Below are 21728 nucleotides of genomic sequence, written 5' to 3'. Positions count from 1 at the left end.
CTGTGAGAGATCTGACCGGGCTGACCTGGCGCGAAGTGCGCGGATCCGGTGAGCGCGGGATCGCGCTGCTGCCCATCGGATCGCAGGAGCAGCACGCCGCCCACCTGCCGATGGGCACCGACACCCTCCTCGCGGAGGCCGTGCTGGACGGGGCCGCGGCGCTCCTCGCCGACGACCCGACGGCGTCGGAACTGGTGCGGCTGCCCGCCCTGCCGTTCGGCCACAGCCCGCACCACCTGTTCGCCGCGGCCGTCTCGCTGTCGGCCGCCACCCTCGGCGCCGTCCTGGACGACGTACTGGACTCGCTGGTGACCAGCGGCTACCGGCGGATCATGGTCGTCAACGGCCACGGCGGCAACGACGAGATCATGCGGCTGGCCGTGAAGCGCTTCGCGCTGCGGGCCGACGTGACCGTCGCCGCCTGCTCGTACTGGACGGTCACGGCCGGCGACGGCGAGCCGGACGGGGCGAGGCCCGAGGTCACGCCCGGCCACGCGGGCTGGTTCGAGACCTCCCTGATGCTCGCCGCCCACCCGGAACTCGTCCGTACCCCGGTCGCCGCCAGGGCCCCGGTCGAGCCACCACCGCTTTTCGACAACCCGCCGTATCCGGGCCTGACCGTGGAGCGCCACGGCGAATGGGCTCGGGTCGGCGGATCGACCGACGACGCCTCCGGCGCCGACGCCACCGCGGGGCGCCGGCTGCTGGACGACAGGGCCCGGGGACTCGCCCGGGCGATCCGTGCGTTCGACGCGGCCACCATCCCAGCTGAGGAGAAGAATGAAGATCACTGACGTCGACGTATGGGTGGTCAACCTGCCCCTGATCAACCCGTTCACCAGCTCTTTCGAGACGAAGACCGGGGAGACCAGGACCGTGGTGCGGATCCGCACCGACGACGGGGTCGAGGGCTGGGGCGAGACGATGTGGGGCCGTCCGGTCGCCGCGATCGTCCGGGCGATGGCCGACGATCTGATCGGCACCAGCCCGTTCGCCCTGGAGAGCTTCCACCGCAAGCAGCACATGGTGCCCTTCTTCCACGGCTACCTCGGGTACGCGGCGATCGCCGCCCTCGACGTGGCCTGCTGGGACGCCATGGGCAAGGCCACAGGACAGTCCCTCACCGACCTGCTGGGCGGGCCGGTACGGGACGAGGTCCCCATCACCGCTCTGGTGACCCGCGCCGACGCGCCCGGCGCGAGCGCCGACGCCCTGCCGGGACAGCTCGCCGAGCACGCGACCCGCGTGGTCGAGGAAGGCGGCTTCAGCGCCGTCAAGCTCAAGGGCACCACCGATGTCGCGGGCGACGTGGCCATCCTGCGGGCGCTGCGCGCCGCCCTGCCCACCGTCAATCTGCGGGTGGACCCGAACGCGGCCTGGTCGGTTCCCGACTCGGTGCGCGCCGGGATCGCCCTCGAAGAGCTGGACCTCGAATATCTGGAGGACCCCTGCGTCGGCATCGAGGGCATGAGCCAGGTGAAGGCGAAGGTCCGGATACCGCTGTGCACCAACATGTGCGTCGTACGGTTCGAGGACTTCGCCCCCGCGATGCGGCTCAACGCGGTCGACGTCATCCACGGCGACGTCTACAAGTGGGGCGGCATCGCGGCCACCAAGGCGCTCGCCGCGCACTGCGAGACGTTCGGACTCGGCATGAACCTGCACAGCGGCGGTGAGCTGGGCATCGCGACGGCGGCGCATCTCGCGGTCGTCTCCAGCACCCCCGTGCTCTCCCGCGCGATCGACAGCATGTACTACCTGCACGCGGACGACATCATCGAGCCGCTGCACCTCGCGGACGGCCGTCTGCGGGTGCCGACAGGACCCGGCCTGGGGGTGAGCGTGGACGAGGAGAAGCTGCGCCACTTCGCCGGGGTCAACGAGCGGGAAGGCGATCTGACCGGATGACTTCTGACTGGACGAGTTCTGACCGGGTGAGCAAGGAAGCGGTACACACGGAGCGGGCGCCCCAGCCGGCCGGGGCCTACAGCCAGGGCGTGGTGGCGGGCGGCTTCCTCTACACGGCGGGGTTCGGCCCCAAGGACCCGGCGACCGGAGAGGTGCCCGAGCAGGTCGGGGACCAGACCCGGCAGGTGCTCAAGAACGTCTCTGCGGTGCTGGCCGAGCGCGGCCTCACCCTGGACGACGTCGTCAAGGTGACGGTGCATCTGCAGCATCTGCGGCGGGACTTCGCCGAGTACGACGCGGCCTACCGGACGTTCTTCGCCGAGCCTTACCCGGTCCGTACGACGGTGGGCTCCGACCTGATGAACATCCTCGTGGAGATCGACGTCGTGGCCGTCCTGCCGGACTGACCCTCTCCGGCCTTACTCAACTGTCCGGCCTGACGGCCCGTCGCGCTTCGGTGCGGCGGGCCGTCAGGCTTCTACCTTCGGCGCCGTCAGGTCCCGGTGTATCCCGCCCGACAGCTCGGAGAGCCGGCGGCCCGTGCCGCCCCAGCGGGTGGCGATGATCTCGGCCGCGATGGAGACCGCCGTCTCCTCCGGGGTACGGGCGCCCAGGTCCAGCCCGATGGGGGAGGCCAGCCGCGCCAGGTCCGCCTCGCCCACCCCCTCCTCGCGGAGCCGGGCCAGCCGGTCCTCGTGCGTACGCCGGCTGCCCATCACCCCGAGATAGCCGGCCGGGGTACGCAACGCGGCCAGCAGCAGCGGGATGTCGAACTTGGGGTCGTGCGTCAGCACACACACCACCGTCCGCCCGTCGACCACCGTCCGCGCCAGATAGTCGTGCGGCCAGGCACGGACGACCTCGTCGGCGGCGGGGAACCGCTCGGGCGTCGCGAACGCGGGACGCGCGTCACACACCGTCACGCGATAGCCGAGGAAGGCGCCCATCCGGGCGGTCGCGGCCGCGTAGTCGATCGCACCGAAGACCAGCATCCGCGCGGGCGGCCGGAACGCCTGGATGAAGACCGCCACGTCGTCCATCCTGCGCTGGCCGCGCGCCCCGTAATGCCGCCGTACGGCCGGAGTGCCCTGCGCGAGCAGCCCCCGGGCGTCGTCGGCGACCGCGCGGTCGAGCCAGGGATGGCCCAGCGAGCCGTCGGCCGACCCGCCGTCGATTCCCGTCCCCGCTGTCCCTGTCCCCGCTCCGGTCTCTGTTCTGATCACGAGCTGAGCGCCCAGCGGGGCCGATCCCGCCGTCACGGTGGCCACGGCGACCGGCTCTCCCCGCTCGACGGCGTCCAGCAGGTCCAGCAGACCGGGCGTGGGGGCCGACCCGCCGCGCGGCTGGGTCCCGTACGGCCGGATCAGGACCTCCAGCGTGCCGCCACAGGTCAGGCCCACGGCGAACGCGTCCCCGTCGCTGATCCCGTACGTCTCCGTCCGCGCCTCGCCGTTCGCCAGCACCTCCGTCGCCGCTTCGTACAGCGCGCCCTCCACACAGCCGCCGGAGACGCTGCCGACGACCCGCCCGTCGGCGGCAACCGCCATCGCGGCGCCCGGACCGCGCGGCGCGCTGCCGTGTACGCCCACGACGGTGGCCAAGGCGAACGGCGTTCCCGTGCGCAGCAGTTCGCGCAGCTGGGGGGTGATCTCACGCATCGTGGTCTCCCTCCGTGCGTGCCGCACCGAGCGTGCCGCTCCAGCGCGTGTACAGCGTGTGCGGCACGTCGATCACGTCGAGCACCTTGCCCGCGACGAAATCGATCAGCTGCTGGACGTCCTGGCCGCCCGCGTAGAAGCCGGGCGAGGCAGGCAGGATCACGGCTCCCTCACCCGACAGGTCGGCCATCTGCTGGAGGGTGACCCGGCGCAGCGGCGCCTCACGCGGCACGATCACCAGCCGTCTGCGCTCCTTGAGCGTGACGTCGGCCGCCCGCTGCACGAGATCCTTGCTCATGCCCGTGGCGACCCCGGCGACCACCGCCGTCGTCGCCGGCACGATCACCATGCCGCGCGTGCGGTAACTGCCGCTGGCCGGGCCCGCGGTGAAGTCGTTCTCCTTCCACACCCTCATGTCACCGGGGTCGCGGCCGAGGAACGCCTTGACGTCCGTCTCCCACTGCGCCTCGCGGAACGTCAGCCCCGTCTCGTCTAGCATGGTCAGCCGGGCGGCCTTGCTGACCACGAGGTCGACGGGTTGATCCGCGTCCAGCAGACCCCGGACGACCGCCGCCGCGTAGGGCGTCCCGCTCGCCCCTGTGACGGCGACGACCCAGGGGATCCTGGCTGTGGTGCGGTGACGGTCGTCCATGGCGGGACCTTTCACGGTAGGGCGACGAGGGGATGCACGGCAGTGGCGGTGGACGAGGCGGCGGACAGCTCCCGGGCGGAACAGTCGAGGGACGTGCTCGCCGGATCGGGCCTGACCGCGGGGGAGCGCGAGATCCTGCGCGTCCTCGGCAGGGCCGAGGACCCCGACAGCGTCGGGGCGCAGATCCTGCTCTCCGTCGGCGCGGCCATCATCGAGGGCCGGCTGAAGCCCGGCGACGACCTCAACTCCGTAGAGCTCGCACGGCGGTTCAGCAGCAGCAGGACCCCGGTGAGGGAGGCGCTCGCCACCCTCGAACGGGAAGGCCTCGTCGAGATCGCCGCCCGCAAACGGCCCCGGGTGCGCCGGCTCGGCATCGAAGAGGTGCGGGAGATATACGAGCTGCGCGGTGAGCTGTACGGGCTGGTGAGCCGGCGTATCGTCGCCCGCTGCTCCGACCGGGACTTGGACGAACTGCGCCGCGCCCAGGACGACTTGGAAGAGGCCGCTGCCGCCGAAGACCTGGACGGGTACTTCTGGGCCAATGTCGCGTTCCGCAACACCGAGGCGCGGCTGGCGGCCAACGAGACCGTACGCGACGTCCTCGACTCGGTCGGCGTCAGGACGCTCCAGCTGCGCCACCTCAGCCTCTCGCTGCCCGGTCGCGTTGCTACCTCGGTCGCCGACCACCGCCGGCTGCTCCAGGCGTACGAGGACCGGGAGGGGCCGCTGGCCGCCGCCCTCACGCGCTCCATCGTGCACCGTGGTCTCGCGGCGGTCGAACGCTCGGGGTGGCCGGGCTTCCCGCACTGACACCCGCGCCCGCAGCGCCGCCACCCGCCAGCAGACCGGCCCCCGCCAGCACGGATGCCTGCCCGGCGTCGTCCAACTCCGCCGCTTCCAGCGCTTGGACGGGCCGGTCGACCCGCATCGGGAACGGGTAGTCGCTGCCCATGACCACCCGCCCGGCGCCCGCCACCCCCACCAGATGGCGCAGGGCCGCGTCGTCGTGCAGGACGGAGTCGAAGTACAGCTGGCCGAGCACCTGGCGCGGACTCCGGGTGCCCTTCGCCCGGAACGCGGGCGGCGCGGCGCTGAATCCGCGCTCCAGCCTGCCGAGCTGGTACGGCACGAACCCGCCGCCGTGCACCAGCAGCACCCGCAGTCCCGGATGTTTCTCCAGCACCCCGCCGAGCATCAGCGCCGCCGCGGCGAACGTCGTCTCCGCCGGGTTGCCGACCAGGATGTGCAGGAACAGCCGCCTGCTCCGCTCCGGTACGTCCAGCTCGGCCGGGTGCACGACGACCGGCACCCCCAGCTCCTCGGCTGCGGCCCAGAAGACGTCAAGGCTCGCGTCGTCCAGCCCCAGTTCGCCGACCCGGGCGCCGATCTGCACGGCCGAATGGCCCAGTTCGATGACGGCCCTGCGCAACTCGGCCACCGCCAGCTCCGGTTGCTGGAGCGGCACGGCCGCGGCCGTACGGAACCGCCCGGGATGCTCGGCGCGCAGCCGGGCCGCCGACTCGTTCTGGAGCTCCGCCAGCCAGCGCCCGTCCTCGGCGTCCAGCTCGTACCCGGCGAGGTCCATCCAGGGAGCGACCAGCTGGATGTCGACGCCCGCCGCGTCCATCCAGTCCAGCCGCGCGGCCACATCGCTGAGCGCGGGGACCAGCGGCAGCCCGCTCGGCCTGCCGGCCACCTCGACCCGGGTGACCGGCTTCCCACCGGCCTCCGAGGTGACCAACCGGACATGGTGGGCGGCGCCCTCCTCGCGGATGCGCTCGATCGCGTACGTACCGACGTGGTGGGCGTGCATGTCCACCACCGGCAGCGGCCCGCCCGCCGTCATGACGGTCCCCGGCTGCCGCCGCACGGCGCAGCAGCTCGTCCAGCGCCTCGACCACGACGGCCGGATTCTCCAGCGGGGTGAGATGCCGGGTGCCCGGCACGACCGTGGCGGGCCCGTCCCCGATCAGTCCGGCGAGCGCCCTGGCCATCTCGGGCGGGGTCGCCAGGTCGTCCTCGCCCACCAGCACGGCCGCCGGGTGCCCGATGGCGGCGGCCGACGTCCGCAGGTCGGCGGCGCCCAGCATCGCGCAGGTCGCCGCGTAGCACTCGATGTCGTTGGCCACGAAGACCTCGGTCAGCCGGGCCATCAACGCCGGCTCCGCCGCCCGGAACCCGTCACCGAACCAGCGGGTGAGCTGGAAGGGGATCAGCGAGTCGAGCCCCTTCGCCCTGGCCGCCGCCGCCCGTCCCGCCCAGTCGTCACGTGCGGTCGGCCCGTACCAGGCGGTGGTGTCGACGAACAGCGCACCCTGGCTCCGGTCCTGGTACCGGGCGGCGAACGCCTGGGCCACGCAGCCGCCCATGGAACAGCCCACCACGGTCGCCGCCGCCCAGCCGAGATGATCGAGCAGATCGGCCAGGTCGTCGGCGAACTGCTCCGTGGTGTACGGCCCGACCGGGTGACCCGAACGGCCGTGCCCCCGCGCGTCGTACGTCACCATCTCCGCCCGGCCTTCGAGGGCGGCTGTCACCCCCGCCCACAGCGACCGGTCCAGGGCCAGACTGTGGACGAAGACGATCCGCGGCGCACCGTCGGGGGCGAGGTGGCGGGTGAAGGACAGGGCCTCGCCGTCCCTGGTCCGGGCCTCGCCCTCGATCCTCTCGACGCTGTGGGCGGATGTGCCGGTGCCGGTCATCGGTTTCCTCCTCGGACGGCTGGGGCGGACGGATCCTGTCCGGCGCGCCGCGCGGCGGCCGTCAGCGCCCGGCGCGAGAACTCCGCGATCATCCGGGACTTGTAGGCGGCCGACCCTCTGACATCGCTGTACGGGCGGGTCGCTGCGACCGCGACCCCGGCCGCCTCCGCGACGAGCCGCTGGTCGAAGGGAGCGCCGAGCAGCTCGGACAGGTCGACGGCGACCGGACCGCCCGTCACCGAACCGACGGCCAGGGACAGCCGGACCGCCGTGCCGTCGGCGCCGAGCCCGACGACAGCGCCGACGTTGACGCACGCGTACTCCCACACCCCACGGACCAGGAACTTCTCGTACGCGGAGCCCGTACGCACCGCATCGGACGCCGTCGGCAGCGGCAGCCGGACGTGCTCGATCAGTTCGTCGGCGCGCAGCTCCCGGAGATCGCCGATCGCCAGCGTCCTGCTGCCGCCGGTACCGCGCACCAGCAGCTCGGCCCCGACGGCGGTGAGGGCCACCGGCGGATCATGGCTGTCGTCCAGGGCGGCGATGTTGCCGCCGAGCGTGACCATTCTGCGGATCCGGCCGGTGGCGACGGACCCGGCGGCTTCCGTGACGACCGGCCAGGCCGCCGCCAGTCGCGGGTCGGCGGCGCAGGCGCTCAGTTTCACACCGGCGCCGATGCTGACACTCCCCGCCGACCAGGTGATGTCGCCGAGGCCGGGCAGCGAACCCACCGAGACCAGGGTGGTCGCGACGGCGGGGCGGCGGTCGTGCCTGCGCAGGGTGTGGCCGACCCCGCCGCCGAGCACGGCCGCGTCAGGAGCGGCCAGCAGACGCAGGGCCTCGTCCATGGAGGTGGGGGTGATCACGGTGAGAGGGGCGAGCGGCGACTCTGCGGCGGAGAGCCTCGGGTCGAGCACAGTCATCAGCGGTCTCCTTCCTTTGACTCCATGCCCCAGAAGATATTCTCGGCGGTGATGGGCAGTTCATGGATCCGGACGCCCACCGCGTCGGCCACCGCGCTCGCGATGATCGACGGCACCGGGTCGAGGGAGATCTCGCCCACCCCCTTCGCGCCGAACGGTCCGGTCGGCTCGTAGGAGTCGGCGAACTCGATGTGCAGCTTCGGCATGATGCCGGCCGTCGGCAGTTTGTAGTCGTTGAAGTTCGGCTTGGTCGGCGCGCCCGCCTCCCAGTCGAACCGCTCGGTCAGCGCCATCCCGATCCCCTGCGCGATGCCGCCCTCCACCTGGCCCTCGGCGAGCGGCGGATTCAGGACCGTCCCGCAGTCCACCGCCGCCGCCAGTTCGACGACGGTCACCGCTCCGGTGTCCGGGTCGACCTCGACCTCGGCGGCCTCGGCGGCGAAGTTGTACGCACCCGACTCGTTGCCGTACCGCGACTGGTCGGGGAATTCGGAGGGGTTGTCGAACGACCCCACCCCGACGATCGGCTCGCCGTCCGGGCGGTACAGCGCGGCTCGTACGACCGCGCCGACGGGCGAGCGAACGGGCGCCTCGCCCTCGGACCCCGCCGGACCGTGCACCACACCGTCCTCGACCCACAACTGTGAGGCCGGTCGGCCCAGTTGGCTCGCCGCCGCCTCCAGCAGCTGGGTGCACGCGTGCTCGGCTGCGCGCTTCACCGCGTTCCCCGCCACATACGTCACCCGGCTGGCCAGCGCGCCGAGCGCGTGTGTCGTGAGATCGGTGTCCGGGCGGGTCACCGACACATCGGCGACGGCGAGACCCAGCTCGGCGGCGGCGATCTGGGCCAGCGTCGTACGGGCGCCGGTGCCGATCTCGCCCTCACCGACGATGACGACAGCGCGGCCGTCCTCCGCCAGCCGGACGATCGCCGAACTCCCGTCGTAGTCGCCGAAGCTGCGTCGGCCCGACACATGGACACTGACACCCATCGCGAGACCGCGGTTCGGTTTCGGGGCGGCCCGCTTGCCCGCCCAGTCGATCGCCTTGGCCGCCATGGTGATGCACTGCTTCAGCTCACAACTGGTGATCTTGTGGTTGTGCGGCGACACGCTGCCGGTCTCCACCGCGTTGAGCAGGAACAGGTCCGGCACCTCGATGCCGAGCCGGTCGGCCGCCAGATCCCACGCCTGGCCGACGGCCCAGTCAGCCGACGGGTTGCCGAAGCCGCGGAAGGCACCTGTCGGCACGAGGTTGGTGTAGACGAGACGCGAATGGGCCCGCACGGCGCGGTAGTTGAACAGCGCGTCGTGCCGTACGGTCGCGGCGCCGAGCACCGCCTGCGCCTTGCCCGTGTACGCGCCGTTGTCGGCGGTGACCTCGATGTCCTTCGCCGTCACCAGGCCGTCGGAGGTGAAGCCGAGCCGGACCTTGTAGCGCATCGGGATCCGCGGATGGCTGGCGAGGAACTCGTCCTCACGGGTGTGCATGAGCTGCACCGCCCGCCCTGTTCTGCGGGCGAGGATCGCGCAGATCACCGAGGCGTTGTCGTCACCGGACTTGCCGCCGAAGCCGCCGCCGATCTCCGTCTGCACGACCCGTACGGCACGCAGGGGAAGCCCGAGCGCCGTCGCGTAGCGCTGGCGCGCCAGGAACGGCGTCTGGGTGTTGACCCACAGACTGACCCGGTCGCCCGACCACTCGGCCGTGCAGCCGATCGTCTCGATCGACGCGTGCCACTGCCGGGCCGTCTGCCAGGTGCCCTCGACAATGACGTCGCTGCGCTCGAACCAGTCCTCCACACCGCCCCGGTCGAAGGAGAACTCGTGCGCCACATTGCCCGGGGTGTTCTCGTGCACCAGCGGCGCGCCCTCGGCCAGCGCCTCGTCCAGACTCAGCACGGCGGGCAGCACCTCGTACTCGACGACCACCAGCTCGGCCGCCCTGCGTGCGGTCTCGATGTCACGGGCCGCGACCGCCGCGACGTCGTCCCCGACGTACCGGACGTAGTCGACGGCCAGCGGATACAGATCGGGCCGGAAAGCGCCCCACTTCACCTGCGCGGTGTCCGCGCCCGTGATGACCACGTGCACACCCGGCAGCCGCTCGGCAGCCGAGGTGTCGATCGAGACGATGCGCGCACTGGCGTGCGGCGAGCGGACCACCGCGCCGAACAGCATGCGGGGGAGCCGGGTGTCGGCGGCGTACGAGGCGCGGCCCGACACCTTCTCCAGGGCGTCGATGCGCTCGACGGCGCTGCCGATGAGCGGTGGCAGGACCGCGTGCCCCAGATCGAGGCCGGTCACGGGGACCGTGGTGGTCGACATCAGCGCGCCTCCCCTGCCGCCGTGTGTGCCTGGTCCAGGGCGACGGCCTCGCGCGCGGAGTCGAGGATCTTCGCATAGCCGGTGCAGCGGCAGTAGTTGCCGTCGACCGTCTGCCGGATCCGCTCCTCGCCCGGATCGGGCTCCTGGTCGAGCAGCGCCCGCAGCGCCATCACATGCCCCGGGGTGCAGAAGCCGCACTGGAACCCGGAGCACTTCACGAACGCCCGCTGGACGGGGTCGAGTCCGTCAGGACCGCCCAGATCCTCGACGGTCCGCACGTCACGCCCTTCGAGCAGCCCCACCATCTGCAGACACGCCGGGACGGCCGCGCCGTCCACGATGACCGTGCAGGCGCCGCAGTAGCCGATCTCGCAGCCCGATTTGGTGCCGGTCAGATTGAGGTCGGTCCGCAGGACGTCGAGCAGGGTCGCCGCCGGGTCCTGGACGTGGATCTCCACGTCCTCGTGGTTGAGCCGGAAACGCAAGGCGACCGACATGGTCTTCCCCCTCCTCACACCGTTCGTCTCTGTGCTGCTCGTCCTTGTGTTGATTGTCTCTGTGCCGGTCATGTCTCTTCTCCGGTCCATCCCGAGCGCTCTATGGCCGCGAACCCCTTGCGCACCAGCGACTGGGTCAGGGCGGACGCCAGCTCCGCGTCCCTGTCCTCGTACGCCTTCAGCAGCCGGCCGTGGTCGGCGACCGAAGGGCCGAGCCGGCCGGGCTGCGACAGGCTGAGATGCCGCAGTTGCAGGGCGCGCAGCGCGAGTGTGTCGAGCACCCGGCGCAGTGTCGCGTTGCGGGCTATGTCCGCCTCGGTGTTCCTGAACTGGACGTTGACCCAGAAGTACCGGTCCACGTCGTCATGGGCGACGGCCGCCTCCAGCGCCCGCTGATGGCCGCGCAGCATCTCCAGATCGGCTTCCGTCGCCAGCCGTACGACGGCCCGGCTCACCACGGCGTACAGCTCGGCGCGCAGGCTGTACAGCTCGCGCACCTCACGGAGCAGCAGCCTGGCCACCCGTGGCCTGCGCCGGGCCGTGATCTCCACGAACCCTTCCCGCTCCAGCACGAGCAGCGCCTCACGGACCGGGGTCCTGCTGCTGTTGAACGTCCGGGCCAGCTCGACGGAGTTCAGGTCGTCGCCCGGTGACAGCCGGCCCTCGATTATCTCGGTCGCCACCGCCAGCGCTATCTCGTCGGCGATGCTGTGCCCGCTCATGCCCCGGCCGAGCATCTGGGTCAGTTCGAGCCGCTGGCCCGTGTCGCCGAGCGAGGGAAAGACCAGAGCGTTGCCCCGCATGGTCGCCCGGGCCGCCGTTTCCGCGCTCACCTTGAGCCCCCCAGCTGCTCGGGCCAGCGCCTCAGCACCTGGTCGATCAGTTCCCTGCTCGCCTCGGCGACCTTCGGGAACGCGGCCAGCCGGGTGTAGGGGCGGCAGGCGTCGATCACCGCGCGGGTGTTGAACGGCGGCAGTCCCTGCTCCCGCAGTGGATCGACCCGGCTGCCCCAGGTCTGCCGCATCGTCTCGATGTCCGCCGCCGGGTCCGTACGCGTACACATCGCCCACACCACGTCGTTGAGGCTGCGCGGGTCCACGTCGGCGTCCACGACGACCACGAACTTGTTCATGTACGCGGCGGCCGGAAGCTGCGAGGTGAGGATGCCGGCCTGGCGTGCGTGGCCCGCGTACTGCTGGTGTATTGCCACGGCCAGCAACTGCCGCCCGCCGCCGGCCTCGTGCGCCCACACTCCTTCGACGCCCGGCAGCCCCGTCCTGACCAGGGCGTCCTGGATCATCGCCGACTTCATGACACTGCGCATGTACGAGTAGTCGTGCGGCGGTTTGCCGGGAGGGGCCCCGAGCTGGATCGGGTCGTCACGGTGGTAGACGCGCTCGATGTCCATCGTGAGCACCGCCTCCGTGCCACCGCTGTAGTAGCCCGTCCACTCCCCGAACGGACCCTCCTGCTCCTTGCGGTCCGGATACAGCCAGCCCTCGACGGCGAACTCCGAGGTGGCCGGGATCGGCAGTCCTGTGACGTCGCCCTCGATCACCTCGATCCGGCGCCCCAGCACCGCGCCCGCGTACTCCAGCTCGGACACCCCGCCGGGGACCTCGGTGCCCGCGACGACGAGCAGCAGCGGATCGTGCCCGAGCGAGACGGTCACGGGGGCACGCCCCTCCCGCGCGAACCACTCCCGGACATGGGCGGCGCCGTGCTTGCCCGCCTCGATGTTGATGCTCGCCGCCCGGCCGTCGTTCTGCACCTGCATCCGGTACGCGCCCGCGTTGAGCTTCCCCGTCTCCGGGTCGGTGGTGAAGACGGCGCAGCCGGTGCCGATGTACCGCCCGCCGTCCCCCTCATGCCACTTCGGGACGGGGAAGTCCAGCAGATTCGCCTTCCCGGCGGTGAACACGTTCTCCCGTACGGGACCGCTCTCCACCACGCGTACGGGATAGTCGGCGGCGTGCGCGACCCATTCGCCGGGCCGGGTGCGCAGCGCCTCGACCAGGGACCGGTCGTCGAGGTCGGTGCCCAGCCGCAGGGTCATTCCCAGCCTGCGGGCGTTCGCCATGGAGGCGGTGAGGACACGCTGCCCTGTGGAGTAGCCGACGATGTCGTCGAAGAGCAGCGCAGGTGGTGAGGGGCGCTTGTAGTTCACCTCGGAAGCGGCGCCGATCTCCTTGTCCCAGTGCGCACCTGTGATGGTTCTGACCTCGCCGAGCTTCTCGGCCAGCTCCAGCCAGCCGCGCAGATCGTTGATGTCGTCAAGTGATGCCATGCCACTCACCTCCGTAGGTTCCGGCTCAGTGGTAGAGCGAGTCGATGAAGCCGGACTTCCGCAGCTTGTCGACGTAGCTGTTGTCGATGTATTCGGACGTGTCCTTCGGCATCGTCCCGACCCCTTTCGCCACGGTGGCCGCGAACGCGTCCTTGACCAGGGCGGGATCGACCCTCGGGTCCTTGGCCCAGAGCGGGTTGAAGAAGTCGTACGAATACTCGGCGAGCGCTTTGTCGTTGACTCCGCTGTGTTTCATGATGCTTTTGACCGCGAGATCCTTGTTGTTGTGCAACATGGCCAGACACTCGGTCTCGGACTTCGTGAACGCGCTGACCGCTTTCTGGTTCGCGTCCAGATAGTTGGACTTGACCGTGTAGGCGTTGGCCGCTGCCGGCAGCCCGGTGAAGTCCATGATTTTCTTGAAGCCCTTCTTCCGGGTCTTCGTGCCGGTCGGCGGCTGGGTGACGATCGCGTCCACCGCGCCGTTCTCCAGCGCCGACACCTCGGCGGGGGTCGACTTCAGGAAGATCTTCTGGACGTCGTCGCCCGACCAGCCCTTGCTCTTGACGAGCGAGTCGACGGCCGCGTCCCCCAGCGAGCCCGGTGAACTGAGCCCGATCTTCTTGCCCTTGAGCCCTTCGCCCGCGGTGACGGACTTCTTGCCCCACATCTCCAGGTAGTAGCGGTTGATCGGCAGAGCCACGTACCGCAGGTCCACCCCCTTGAGATTCATGGCACCGGCGGCGGTCGAGGTGGTGGCGCCCACCCCGATCTGGACGCTGTTGCTCATCAGGGCGGCAACGAGCTGCGAGGAGCTGTTGAGCAGGGTGATCTTGACGTCGAGCCCGTTCTTCTTGAAGACGCCCTGGTCCTCGCAGATGTACAGGTCCGAGTAGGCGGCGCCGATCGCCGTGTAGCCGATCGTCATCTTCATGCTCGTCGGCGGGGTGGCCGCCGACGACGTCACCGCGCAGCCGGTGAGGCTCGCGGCGAGCACGGCGCCCAGCGACAGGCAGAGAGGTGTGGTGATGCGCATGCGGTGCCCCATCAGTCCGTGCCCGACCAGAAGGTGAAACGGCGCTCCAGATAACCGACGCCGCGCGTCAGGACGATGGCCACCACGGCGATGACGGCGATCGACGCCATGGCGTCGTCCATCTCGAAGTTCGAGGTCTGGAGCTGCACTTGATAGCCGAGGCCCGCCGACCCCATGAACAGCTCGGCGACGATCGCGCCGATCAGGGCGCGGCCGACGGCCTGGCGGATGCCGGCGAGTATGTAGGGGAGTGTCGCGGGAAAGGCGACCGAGCGCAGTGTCATCATCCGCGAGGCGCAGAAGACCCGGGAGACCTGTATGTGCGCCTGGTCGAGGTTGCGGGCACCCGCGATCACATTGATGAGCAGTGGGAAGAGCGCGCTCCACACCACGATGACCAGCCGCGCGTTGGAGCCGATGCCGAACCAGAAGATGAGCATCGGCAGGAACACCACATAGGGGACCGAGTACATGATGCTGATGATCGGGTCGGTCAGCCCGTAGAAGATCCTGCTCCGGCCGATCAGCAGCCCGGCCGGTATGCCGACGACGATCGAGATGGCCATGCCGAGGGCCACGATGGAGAGGGTCGACCCGAGCGGATCCCAGAGGGAGCCGGTCCGGACCGCGTCGACCAGCGCGGTGAAGGCGCCCGCCGGTGAGCTGCTGAAGTTCGGATCGACGATCTTCGTCGCCGCGCAGATCTGCCAGGCGCCGAGCACCACGATCATGCCGATGACGCCGAGGATGAGATTGAGGTGGCGGCCCGCCGGACCCTGCCCGCTCGGCCGCTTCACCATCGGGATGGGGGTGCGGACCCTATCCGACGACAGTTGCGTTGCTGTCATGGTCTTTCGCCCTTCGACCTGGTTGGGTCTGGCTCATCACGAGCCGGAGTATGTAGTCGCTGATCTCCTGGAATTCGGCCGTCCGCTTGATCTGCGCGTCGCGCGGTCGCGGCAGGTCGACCTTGACGACCTCGACCAGATGGGCGGGGCCCGCGGAGAAGACCACGACACGGTCGGCGAGGAACACCGCCTCGGGCACGTCATGGGTCACGAAGACCGCGGTGTTGCCGGTCCGGCCCCCGTCGGACTGCCAGATCCGGGTCAGCTCCTCCTGCATGACCTCGCGGGTCTGCGCGTCGAGGGCCGAGAACGGCTCGTCGAGCAGCAGCAGATCAGGATCGGTGGCGAGCGCGCGGGCCAGATTGACCCGCTGGCTCATGCCGCCGGACAGCTCCCGTGGGTACTTGTCCTCCTTGCCGGCGAGGCCGACCAGCTCCACCAGCTCGGCGACCCTGGCCCGGCCGCCCTCGTCGAGCCGCTTCTGGGCCTTGAGCCCGAACTCGATGTTCGCCACGACATTTCGCCAGGGGAACAGTGACGACTGCTGGAAGACCAGGGACCTGTCGGGGGCGGCGCCCACTATCTGCTGGTCGTTGAGTTCCAGACGGCCCGAGGTGACCGGGATCAGCCCCGCCAGCGCCGTCAGGAAGGTGGTCTTCCCGCAGCCGCTCGGTCCGACGATCGCCACGAACTCGCCCTCGGCGACATCGAACGTCAGCCCGTCGCACGCCAGGGAGAACGCTTCGGAGCGGCGCGACCAGTGGCCGAGCTTGAGGTCTTCTACGACCAGTTTCTGACGCGGATGATTCACGGATACCTCCTCGATGGGAAGCCGATCACTGCAACCCGTCGCAAAGTGTCGACACTCTGATTCAAGCGCGCGTCCCGGCCGATGTCTAGAGGGTGACGTCCACACGACAGATCTGTTTCAGATCGCGACGGAAGCCCAGTAGGCGACGGTGAGGGGGCTGGATCCGCGAGACTCGGCCCGATTGAGGCGGTCGCGGATGGGATAGATTAAGTGTCGACACTTACCGAGATGGGGTCGACCAGGAGAGAGCGCCGGGTCCACCACGAGAGGGAGACCGTTGACCGACGATCCAGGATTCGCCCACGTGCGCCAGGTCGACTTCGCGCGCTTCGCCGCGCTCGGCCCCGACGAGCGCCTGTCCCAGAAACTCCTCGACCGCGCCAGCGGGGCAGGCGCGGTCGAGGTGAACTACATACGAACACCGCCGGGCGGCGGCTCGCCCGAGGGCCTGCACACCCATGTCGTCCAGCAGGTGTTCTACGTGCTGGCCGGGACCATGACCGTCGAGGTCGACGGCCGTACGTACGACGCGGGCCCCGGCAGCCTCGTGGTGTTCCCCAAAGGTGTGCCGCACCGCAACTGGAACGCGGGCGACACCGAGACGGTGCACCTGGCGATCAACGCCCCGGCGCCGCAGCTGGACGAGCCCTTCGCAAGGCCCGTCCGCTGACCGTCCGCGCTTCGGGCCGGATCACTCCCGGGTGGCGGTCCCACACTTCCCGTCGTCGGCGTCCCGCATACGCTCCTCCATCGACGTGCTCCGGTCGTACGGGTCGACCTCGGGGCCCTCCCCGGCGGCCGGGCGCTCCGCGCGGAACGTGGGCACGAAGTAACCGGTGACGGTGTCACAGCCGCCGTTGGTGGAGTCCACCTTGTAGGAGACGAGCGAGAACGTCCCCGGCTCGGTGATCACCTTCGCCGGATCGTCCCAGCTCATGACGACCTCACGGCGCGCGATGGTGCGTACGACCTCGTCGCTGCCCTGCTCGGCGCGGGTGACCGGATAGACGTACGTGACGTCGGTGGTCACCTCGACCGCGCCGCGCTCTCCCTCCCGGTACGTCATCCGGCCCCGGGTCTTGACGACATCCCCGACGAGCTTGATCTTCGCCTTGGGAAAACGGCTGAACAGCAGCAGCGGATCGTTCTCGCGGGTGGGTGTGACGAACGCGGCCTTCACGTAGTCCCGTACATCGCGCTGACGCGGATTGATCAGCGCGATGGCCTCCGTGGGCCGCTGTCCTGCCAGCACACCCGGATCGAGACTGGACGCGGCGAGGAAGTCCCGGCTCTTTTCGAGCGTCCGCTCCACCTGCTTCTTGGTCATCCAGCCGGTGGCCCGCGCCGCCGGCACGTCGATCCCCGCCGTTCCGTCGGCCCACCGCACCGCCGGTGACCCTCTGAACGGCTCGCGCAGTGTGGGCTGTTGGGCCGCCGCCTGCGTCGCGGGCGGCTGGTTGGGCCGTTCCGACTCCGCCGCGAGCGGTGTTTTTCCGCCTCCGTCGTCGCCGCCGAACCATCCGGTGACCCGGTCAGGTGCCACCGCCACAACGATCAGCGCGACCAGCACCAGCAGCCCGACCACGTACCAGGCCTTGCCCTTGCGGCTCTTGGCCGGCTGATGGGTCCGCCACCCCTGCGGCTGCCCGGACTGCTCGCGCAGCCGCCGCGTCACCATCCGGGCGCGGGCCGACGGCTCCTCGGGCGCACTCGGCGCCCCCGCCTCGGACTCCCGCAGAAAACGTTCCCACTCCTCGTCCGATATGGACGAGTCACCCTTACCCACCCCGAGATCCCCCTCGTACGCACTCAACCGGCGCTCCCCAGGGCCAGTTGCCGTCCTGCATCATCACATACGGCAACCCTAAGGGTTGAGCACGATCTTGCCGGCGACGGTGCCCGATTCGGCCAGCCGCATGGCGTCCGCGACGCTGGTCAGCGGCAGTTGGGCGGCGATCTGGGCGGTCACGTCACCCCGCTTCAGCGCCGCGAAGACCTGCGTGAGGTCGGCGCGCAGCCGGGCCCTGAACCGGTCCTTGCCCAGCGACCGCCCCGCCCAGATGTTGAAGAAGTAGGCGCGGCGGCGGTTGGGCAGCGCGTTCCACAGCCACACCCGGCCGAGCAGCTTGATCACCGGCCACTGCTTGGAGCCGGTGTCGTCGCGGGTGGAGGCGCTGCCGTACGAGACGAGCGTGCCGCCCGGCGCGAGGAGGCCCCAGGAGTCGACGACGCTCCGGCCGCCGACGTGGTCGAAGACGGCGTCCACACCGCCGGGGGCCAGTTCGCGCACCCGCGCCGCGACATTCCCCGCGCGGTAGTCGACGGGGACGACGCCCCGTTCCCGCAGGGCGTCGTGGTGGCGCTTCGACGCCGTACCGATCACCTTCACACCGGCGGCCTGTGCGAGCTGCACCAGGACCGAGCCGACTCCGCCGTTGGCGCCGTGCACCAGGACGGTCTGCCCGGCGCGGACGCCGGCCTTGCGGTGCAGCATCTGCCAGGCGGTGATGCCGTTGACCACCACGGTCTCCGCCTCGGCGGCGCCGATCCCCTCGGGCACCTCCACCACGTCCGCCGCCTCGATCACCACATGGCTGGCCCAGCCGCCGACCTTGACCAGCGCGGCGACCCGGGTGCCGACCAGTCCCGGCTCGACGCCCTGGCCGACCGTCAGCACCGTACCGACCACGTCGTAGCCGGGCACGAAGGGGAACGGCGGCTGGTCGTAGTACCGGCCGCGGCGCATCTGCTGCTCGGCGAAGGAGACCCCGGTCGCCTCCATCCGGACCACGACCTGGCCGGGGCCCGCGGAGGGGACGGCGCCGCGCCTGATCTGCAGTCCCTCCGGCTCGACCTTGCCGGGCAGGACGACCTCGACGAGTCCTTCGGTGCTCATGGCGACCTCCGCATGCTCTGTGATTCGTTACCGTGCTTCGCGTTAGTTAGAAGCTATAACGAAGGAGAGTGAGAGTCAATAGATCCAGTGATAGCCTCTAACTGGAGCTGGCGGACACGGGAGATGTGGAAGGTGGCAGGCCATGGCGGAGACGGGCACACGGACCCCGCGCGAGCGCTACCGCACGCAGGTGCGTGCGGAGATCAAGGAACGCGCGTGGGAGCAGATGGCCACGGCCGGGGCGTCGGCGCTCTCCCTCAACGCCATCGCCAAGGGGATGGGCATGAGCGGACCCGCGCTCTACCGGTACTTCGCCGGCCGGGACGAGCTGATGACCGAGCTCATCAGGGACTCGTACCGCAGTCTCGCCGACGCCTTCGGCGCCGCCGCCGCATCGGGGCCCGATGTGGCCGCGCTGGCACACGCCCTGCGCGACTGGGCGCTCGCCGATCCGCAGCGGTACTTCCTCGTCTACGGCACGCCCGTGCCCGGGTATCACGCGCCCGCCGACATCACCGGGATCGCGGCCGAGATCATGGCGGCACTGCTCGACGCCTACACGGCGTCGGCGTCGCCCCCGTCCGTATCCGCGCCCCCGGACGGAGCGCCCACGGAAGCGCCCACCGGAGCGGCGACCACCTTCGACACACACCTCGAAGACCACAGGCAGTGGGCCGAAGGTCACCCCGCCCCGGTCGCCGCGCTACGCCGGGCGCTGGCGTTCTGGACCCGGCTGCACGGCGTGCTGTCCCTGGAACTCGCGGGGCACTTCGCCGGGATGACCTTCGACCCCGCGCTGCTCTTCGAGGCCGAACTGGAAGGCCTGACCGCGGTCACACCGGGTTGACGAGCACCTTCAGCGCCTCGCGGTCGGCCATGGCCCGGTAGCCGTCCGGCACCTCGTCCATGCTCACCGTACGGTCGAAGACCCGGCCCGGCTCGACCGTGCCGTCCAGGACGTCGGGCAGCAGCTCCTCGATGTAGGCGCGGGCCGGGGCCACACCGCCGGTGAGGGTGATGTTGCGCAGGAAGACGGGGAAGTCCATCGGGACGTCCCGGTACTGCGGGGCGCCGACGCGGCTGATGGTGCCGCCGGACCGCACCACGCCCAGGGCGGTGTCGATGGCCGGCTTCAGGCCGACGCACTCCAGGACCGTGTGGGTGCCGTCACCACCGGTCAGCTCGCGGACCTTCTCGATGCCCTCGTCGCCACGCTCGGCGACGACATCGGTGGCGCCGAAGTCCTGGCCGAGATCCGTACGGTCCTTGTGCCGGCCCATGAGGATGATCCGCTCGGCGCCCAGCCGTTTGGCTGCCAGCACCGCCGAAAGACCGACCGCGCCGTCGCCGATGACCGTCACCGTCGTACGGGGTCCGACACCTGCGGTCACCGCGCAGTGGTGGCCGGTGGAGAACACGTCCGAGAGCGTCAGCAGCGACGGCAGCAGCGCGGAGTCCTCGCCGACGGGCAGCTTCACCAGCGTGCCCTGCGCCTGCGGTACCCGTACCGCCTCGCCCTGGCCGCCGTCCACGCCGTCGGATCCCCAGCCGCCGCCGTGCCGGCAGGAGGTCTGCAGCCCTTCCTGGCAGAAGTCGCAGGTGTTGTCGGCCCACACGAAGGGCGCCACCACGACATCGCCGCGCTTCAGCCCCGACACCTCGGCGCCGGTCTCCTCCACCACGCCCAGGAATTCGTGGCCGATCCTGGCGCCCTTGTCGGAGGCTGGCCTGGAACCGTAGGGCCACAGGTCACTGCCGCAGATACAGGAGCGCAGTACGCGCACCACCGCGTCGGTGGGCTGCCGGATCTTGGGGTCGGGCACGTCCTCCACCCGTATGTCGCCTGCGCCGTAAATAAGAGTCGCTCGCATGAATTGCCTTTCGGTCCGCGGGTCGGTCCACCCGCCGACACTCGCCTGCCCCCGTCACGATCAACGGTGGCACGGGGTGGGGGCCAGGGCAACTGCCCTGGCCCCCACCCCGGATTACCGTCGCGCGTCAGGCGCGGTGCTCGCCGTAGTAGCCGCCGACCTGCTCGTGATAGCCCGCGTCACCGGTGTGCTTGTCCTTGTCGAACTCGGGCGCGTTCTTGATCTGGTCCTTGGTCCGGTCGACAAAGACCTTCTTGTCGTCGGTGTCGATGCGGCTGACGGTGCCGGCGGGCAGCAGGACGTGCTTCCCGAAGATCCATACGCCGGTGTCGACCACCAGGTAGGAGGAGCCCACCTCGTCGGAGTGCTTGTCGACCTTGCCGATGCTGCCGTCGGTCGCCTCGACCTTGAAGCCGGTCAGATCGGCGCCGGCGGAGTGGCCGGTCGTCGGCTGGTAACCCCAGATGTTGCTGCTCATAAAGATGGCTCCTCATTTGTTTATGGGCCACGGATAATCGTGCGTCCGTGGCGCGGCGGGCATTTGCTGATGAACCGCGTGCCCGGCGATTCCGGCCCTACACATCACTTCCGGCCGACTTCAGGCCGACCCAAACCCGTACCGAAAAGAGACAGAAAAAGCAAAAGAAGATTTCGCCGTGTGCCCGGGAATTCCGTGGTCATGCGTCGCGGCGCGTGCTCGTCGCCGGCGCACCGGCGGTGTAGGCCGATCGAGTCGTTCTGCGGGCGCTTCCGCGTTGCGCGGTGGACTGGCGGGGCGTCAGGGCATTCAGTGACCCGGTGTCAGCCAGTATGACAATCGTTCTAACGCGAAAGAGGCCTCGAATGAGAATCCACGTGCGTGCGGACCGCGGTGGCGCGCGGCTCGGGTCGGCCCTTGTCGCCGCGGTGGCCGTGGGCGGCGTGTCCCTGATGGGCGCCGTGCCGGCTTCGGCGGCGCCCGGTGACAGCGGTGTGATCCGGATCCATGCCGCAGGGGTGCCGGCGGCGAACACGAGCGACGCGCCCAAGGTCTGCTCGTTCAACCTCTCGGCGGTCAACTTCCAGACCGTACCGTCCGTCACCTACACGATCTCCCCGCTCCCGAAGGCGGCAGGCAAGCCGACGCTGACGGGCCAGCTCGCGCTGAAGCAGGGCAAGGGCGCGACCCCGGACACCGCGCTGCCCGACGGCACCTACCAGCTCAGCTGGACCTTCCCCGGCGGAGTGCCCAAGCAGAAGACGTTCAAGGTCAACTGCGGCGGGGCCGGCGACGCGAAGCCGCAGGGTCCGGTGAGCGCGGGCGGCGGCG

General features: G+C 70.4%; 24 protein-coding genes. 9 read left to right on the top strand and 15 right to left on the bottom strand.

The features are described from left to right. Nucleotides 1–2 precede the first annotated feature (2 nt). Genes HY68_RS00150 through HY68_RS00140 form a run of 3 tightly spaced genes read left to right on the top strand, consistent with a single transcriptional unit; the run spans nucleotide 3 to nucleotide 2315 of the window. A complete protein-coding gene (locus HY68_RS00150) occupies nucleotides 3–794 on the top strand; it encodes a creatininase family protein (protein WP_078863353.1) in 792 nt (263 codons plus the stop codon). Further along, nucleotides 781–1908 carry an enolase C-terminal domain-like protein gene (locus HY68_RS00145; protein ID WP_041983159.1) on the top strand — a complete coding sequence of 376 codons (1128 nt, stop codon included), beginning with the start codon at nucleotides 781–783 and terminating at the stop codon, nucleotides 1906–1908. Before HY68_RS00150 ends, HY68_RS00145 begins: the two co-directional genes overlap by 14 nt. Then, nucleotides 1905–2315, top strand: coding sequence for a Rid family hydrolase (locus tag HY68_RS00140; RefSeq protein ID WP_107070039.1), 411 nt, complete (start codon nucleotides 1905–1907; stop codon nucleotides 2313–2315). The genes HY68_RS00145 and HY68_RS00140 overlap by 4 nt, the downstream gene beginning before the upstream one ends. Nucleotides 2316–2378: 63 nt before the next feature. Here the strand turns inward: HY68_RS00140 and HY68_RS00135 are convergent, their stop codons facing one another. Next, on the bottom strand, nucleotides 2379–3566 hold the full coding sequence (locus HY68_RS00135) for an XdhC/CoxI family protein (RefSeq protein ID WP_041983157.1): 1188 nt from the start codon (nucleotides 3564–3566) through the stop codon (nucleotides 2379–2381). After that, nucleotides 3559–4218, bottom strand: a complete 660-nt coding sequence (locus tag HY68_RS00130; protein WP_041983156.1) for a UbiX family flavin prenyltransferase — start codon at nucleotides 4216–4218, stop codon at nucleotides 3559–3561. The genes HY68_RS00135 and HY68_RS00130 overlap by 8 nt, the downstream gene beginning before the upstream one ends. A 42-nt stretch (nucleotides 4219–4260) precedes the next feature. Here HY68_RS00130 and HY68_RS00125 point away from each other — a divergent pair, with 42 nt between their 5' ends. Then, complete coding sequence (locus HY68_RS00125; RefSeq protein WP_198533176.1) at nucleotides 4261–5028, top strand: GntR family transcriptional regulator; 768 nt, start codon at nucleotides 4261–4263, stop codon at nucleotides 5026–5028. Here the strand turns inward: HY68_RS00125 and HY68_RS00120 are convergent. Beyond that, nucleotides 4958–6064 (bottom strand): amidohydrolase family protein, encoded by a 1107-nt coding sequence (locus HY68_RS00120; RefSeq protein WP_198533175.1) that lies wholly within the window; start codon nucleotides 6062–6064, stop codon nucleotides 4958–4960. The two genes, HY68_RS00125 and HY68_RS00120, sit on opposite strands and share 71 nt — an antisense overlap. A gap of 89 nt (nucleotides 6065–6153) precedes the next feature. On the opposite strand from HY68_RS00120, the gene HY68_RS44610 reads away from it, so the two are divergent. Next, a complete protein-coding gene (locus tag HY68_RS44610; protein WP_241778433.1) occupies nucleotides 6154–6327 on the top strand; it encodes a hypothetical protein in 174 nt (57 codons plus the stop codon). Nucleotides 6328–6333: 6 nt separating this feature from the next. Beyond that, nucleotides 6334–6627: a hypothetical protein gene (locus HY68_RS44605; protein WP_041983154.1), complete on the top strand. Its 294-nt coding sequence runs from the start codon at nucleotides 6334–6336 to the stop codon at nucleotides 6625–6627. Nucleotides 6628–6916: 289 nt separating this feature from the next. Here the strand turns inward: HY68_RS44605 and HY68_RS00110 are convergent, their stop codons facing one another. The 8 genes from HY68_RS00110 to HY68_RS00075 form a co-directional block, all read right to left on the bottom strand. Continuing rightward, nucleotides 6917–7846 (bottom strand): FAD binding domain-containing protein, encoded by a 930-nt coding sequence (locus HY68_RS00110; RefSeq protein WP_041983153.1) that lies wholly within the window; start codon nucleotides 7844–7846, stop codon nucleotides 6917–6919. Beyond that, the gene (locus HY68_RS00105; RefSeq protein ID WP_052456965.1) at nucleotides 7846–10173 is read right to left on the bottom strand and encodes a xanthine dehydrogenase family protein molybdopterin-binding subunit; all 2328 of its coding nucleotides are present in this window, start codon (nucleotides 10171–10173) and stop codon (nucleotides 7846–7848) included. The genes HY68_RS00110 and HY68_RS00105 overlap by 1 nt, the downstream gene beginning before the upstream one ends. Next, nucleotides 10173–10670: a (2Fe-2S)-binding protein gene (locus HY68_RS00100; RefSeq protein WP_041983152.1), complete on the bottom strand. Its 498-nt coding sequence runs from the start codon at nucleotides 10668–10670 to the stop codon at nucleotides 10173–10175. Before HY68_RS00100 ends, HY68_RS00105 begins: the two co-directional genes overlap by 1 nt. Nucleotides 10671–10738: 68 nt before the next feature. Next, nucleotides 10739–11503: a GntR family transcriptional regulator gene (locus tag HY68_RS00095; protein ID WP_198533173.1), complete on the bottom strand. Its 765-nt coding sequence runs from the start codon at nucleotides 11501–11503 to the stop codon at nucleotides 10739–10741. After that, the gene (locus HY68_RS00090; RefSeq protein ID WP_041983150.1) at nucleotides 11500–12957 is read right to left on the bottom strand and encodes a UbiD family decarboxylase; all 1458 of its coding nucleotides are present in this window, start codon (nucleotides 12955–12957) and stop codon (nucleotides 11500–11502) included. The genes HY68_RS00095 and HY68_RS00090 overlap by 4 nt, the downstream gene beginning before the upstream one ends. A gap of 25 nt (nucleotides 12958–12982) precedes the next feature. Then, nucleotides 12983–13993, bottom strand: coding sequence for an ABC transporter substrate-binding protein (locus tag HY68_RS00085; protein WP_157874242.1), 1011 nt, complete (start codon nucleotides 13991–13993; stop codon nucleotides 12983–12985). An 11-nt stretch (nucleotides 13994–14004) separates the two neighbouring features. Continuing rightward, the gene (locus HY68_RS00080) at nucleotides 14005–14841 is read right to left on the bottom strand and encodes an ABC transporter permease (protein ID WP_078863352.1); all 837 of its coding nucleotides are present in this window, start codon (nucleotides 14839–14841) and stop codon (nucleotides 14005–14007) included. Further along, entirely contained in the window at nucleotides 14813–15652 is an 840-nt protein-coding gene (locus tag HY68_RS00075) for an ABC transporter ATP-binding protein (protein WP_041983146.1), read from the bottom strand. The genes HY68_RS00080 and HY68_RS00075 overlap by 29 nt, the downstream gene beginning before the upstream one ends. A gap of 277 nt (nucleotides 15653–15929) precedes the next feature. On the opposite strand from HY68_RS00075, the gene HY68_RS39415 reads away from it, so the two are divergent. Beyond that, nucleotides 15930–16322, top strand: coding sequence for a cupin domain-containing protein (locus HY68_RS39415; protein ID WP_052456964.1), 393 nt, complete (start codon nucleotides 15930–15932; stop codon nucleotides 16320–16322). 21 nt (nucleotides 16323–16343) lie between these two features. On the opposite strand, the gene HY68_RS00065 is transcribed toward HY68_RS39415, so the two are convergent. Continuing rightward, complete coding sequence (locus HY68_RS00065) at nucleotides 16344–17438, bottom strand: hypothetical protein (RefSeq protein WP_041983145.1); 1095 nt, start codon at nucleotides 17436–17438, stop codon at nucleotides 16344–16346. 78 nt (nucleotides 17439–17516) lie between these two features. Beyond that, entirely contained in the window at nucleotides 17517–18548 is a 1032-nt protein-coding gene (locus HY68_RS00060; RefSeq protein ID WP_041983144.1) for a medium chain dehydrogenase/reductase family protein, read from the bottom strand. Nucleotides 18549–18690: 142 nt separating this feature from the next. On the opposite strand from HY68_RS00060, the gene HY68_RS00055 reads away from it, so the two are divergent. After that, a complete protein-coding gene (locus tag HY68_RS00055; RefSeq protein WP_041983143.1) occupies nucleotides 18691–19395 on the top strand; it encodes a TetR/AcrR family transcriptional regulator in 705 nt (234 codons plus the stop codon). Here HY68_RS00055 and HY68_RS00050 read toward each other — a convergent pair. Both HY68_RS00050 and HY68_RS00045 read right to left on the bottom strand, forming a co-directional pair. Next, complete coding sequence (locus HY68_RS00050; RefSeq protein WP_041983141.1) at nucleotides 19382–20419, bottom strand: zinc-dependent alcohol dehydrogenase family protein; 1038 nt, start codon at nucleotides 20417–20419, stop codon at nucleotides 19382–19384. The genes HY68_RS00055 and HY68_RS00050 overlap by 14 nt on opposite strands. Nucleotides 20420–20546: 127 nt before the next feature. Beyond that, on the bottom strand, nucleotides 20547–20897 hold the full coding sequence (locus HY68_RS00045; RefSeq protein ID WP_041983140.1) for a PRC-barrel domain-containing protein: 351 nt from the start codon (nucleotides 20895–20897) through the stop codon (nucleotides 20547–20549). A 365-nt stretch (nucleotides 20898–21262) separates the two neighbouring features. On the opposite strand from HY68_RS00045, the gene HY68_RS43335 reads away from it, so the two are divergent. Continuing rightward, on the top strand, nucleotides 21263–21728 hold a 466-nt coding region (locus HY68_RS43335; RefSeq protein ID WP_198533172.1), incomplete at its 3' end, for a hypothetical protein.

Source organism: Streptomyces sp. AcH 505 (assembly GCF_000818175.1).
Classification (GTDB): domain Bacteria; phylum Actinomycetota; class Actinomycetes; order Streptomycetales; family Streptomycetaceae; genus Streptomyces.
The sequence above is the reverse complement of the archived record's forward strand: the minus strand, read 5'-3'. Positions and strand labels throughout refer to the sequence as shown.

Excerpts from the sequence above, each read along its gene's own strand:
- HY68_RS00145 (WP_041983159.1), top strand. The coding sequence starts at position 781 with ATGAAGATCACTGACGTCGACGTATGGGTGGTCAACCTGCCCCTGATC.
- HY68_RS00140 (WP_107070039.1), top strand. The coding sequence starts at position 1,905 with ATGACTTCTGACTGGACGAGTTCTGACCGGGTGAGCAAGGAAGCGGTA.
- HY68_RS00135 (WP_041983157.1), bottom strand. The coding sequence starts at position 3,566 with ATGCGTGAGATCACCCCCCAGCTGCGCGAACTGCTGCGCACGGGAACG.
- HY68_RS00130 (WP_041983156.1), bottom strand. The coding sequence starts at position 4,218 with ATGGACGACCGTCACCGCACCACAGCCAGGATCCCCTGGGTCGTCGCC.
- HY68_RS00120 (WP_198533175.1), bottom strand. The coding sequence starts at position 6,064 with ATGACGGCGGGCGGGCCGCTGCCGGTGGTGGACATGCACGCCCACCAC.
- HY68_RS44605 (WP_041983154.1), top strand. The coding sequence starts at position 6,334 with ATGTCGTTGGCCACGAAGACCTCGGTCAGCCGGGCCATCAACGCCGGC.
- HY68_RS00110 (WP_041983153.1), bottom strand. The coding sequence starts at position 7,846 with ATGACTGTGCTCGACCCGAGGCTCTCCGCCGCAGAGTCGCCGCTCGCC.
- HY68_RS00105 (WP_052456965.1), bottom strand. The coding sequence starts at position 10,173 with ATGTCGACCACCACGGTCCCCGTGACCGGCCTCGATCTGGGGCACGCG.
- HY68_RS00100 (WP_041983152.1), bottom strand. The coding sequence starts at position 10,670 with ATGTCGGTCGCCTTGCGTTTCCGGCTCAACCACGAGGACGTGGAGATC.
- HY68_RS00090 (WP_041983150.1), bottom strand. The coding sequence starts at position 12,957 with ATGGCATCACTTGACGACATCAACGATCTGCGCGGCTGGCTGGAGCTG.
- HY68_RS00085 (WP_157874242.1), bottom strand. The coding sequence starts at position 13,993 with ATGCGCATCACCACACCTCTCTGCCTGTCGCTGGGCGCCGTGCTCGCC.
- HY68_RS00080 (WP_078863352.1), bottom strand. The coding sequence starts at position 14,841 with ATGACAGCAACGCAACTGTCGTCGGATAGGGTCCGCACCCCCATCCCG.
- HY68_RS00060 (WP_041983144.1), bottom strand. The coding sequence starts at position 18,548 with ATGAGCACCGAAGGACTCGTCGAGGTCGTCCTGCCCGGCAAGGTCGAG.
- HY68_RS00055 (WP_041983143.1), top strand. The coding sequence starts at position 18,691 with ATGGCGGAGACGGGCACACGGACCCCGCGCGAGCGCTACCGCACGCAG.
- HY68_RS00050 (WP_041983141.1), bottom strand. The coding sequence starts at position 20,419 with ATGCGAGCGACTCTTATTTACGGCGCAGGCGACATACGGGTGGAGGAC.
- HY68_RS00045 (WP_041983140.1), bottom strand. The coding sequence starts at position 20,897 with ATGAGCAGCAACATCTGGGGTTACCAGCCGACGACCGGCCACTCCGCC.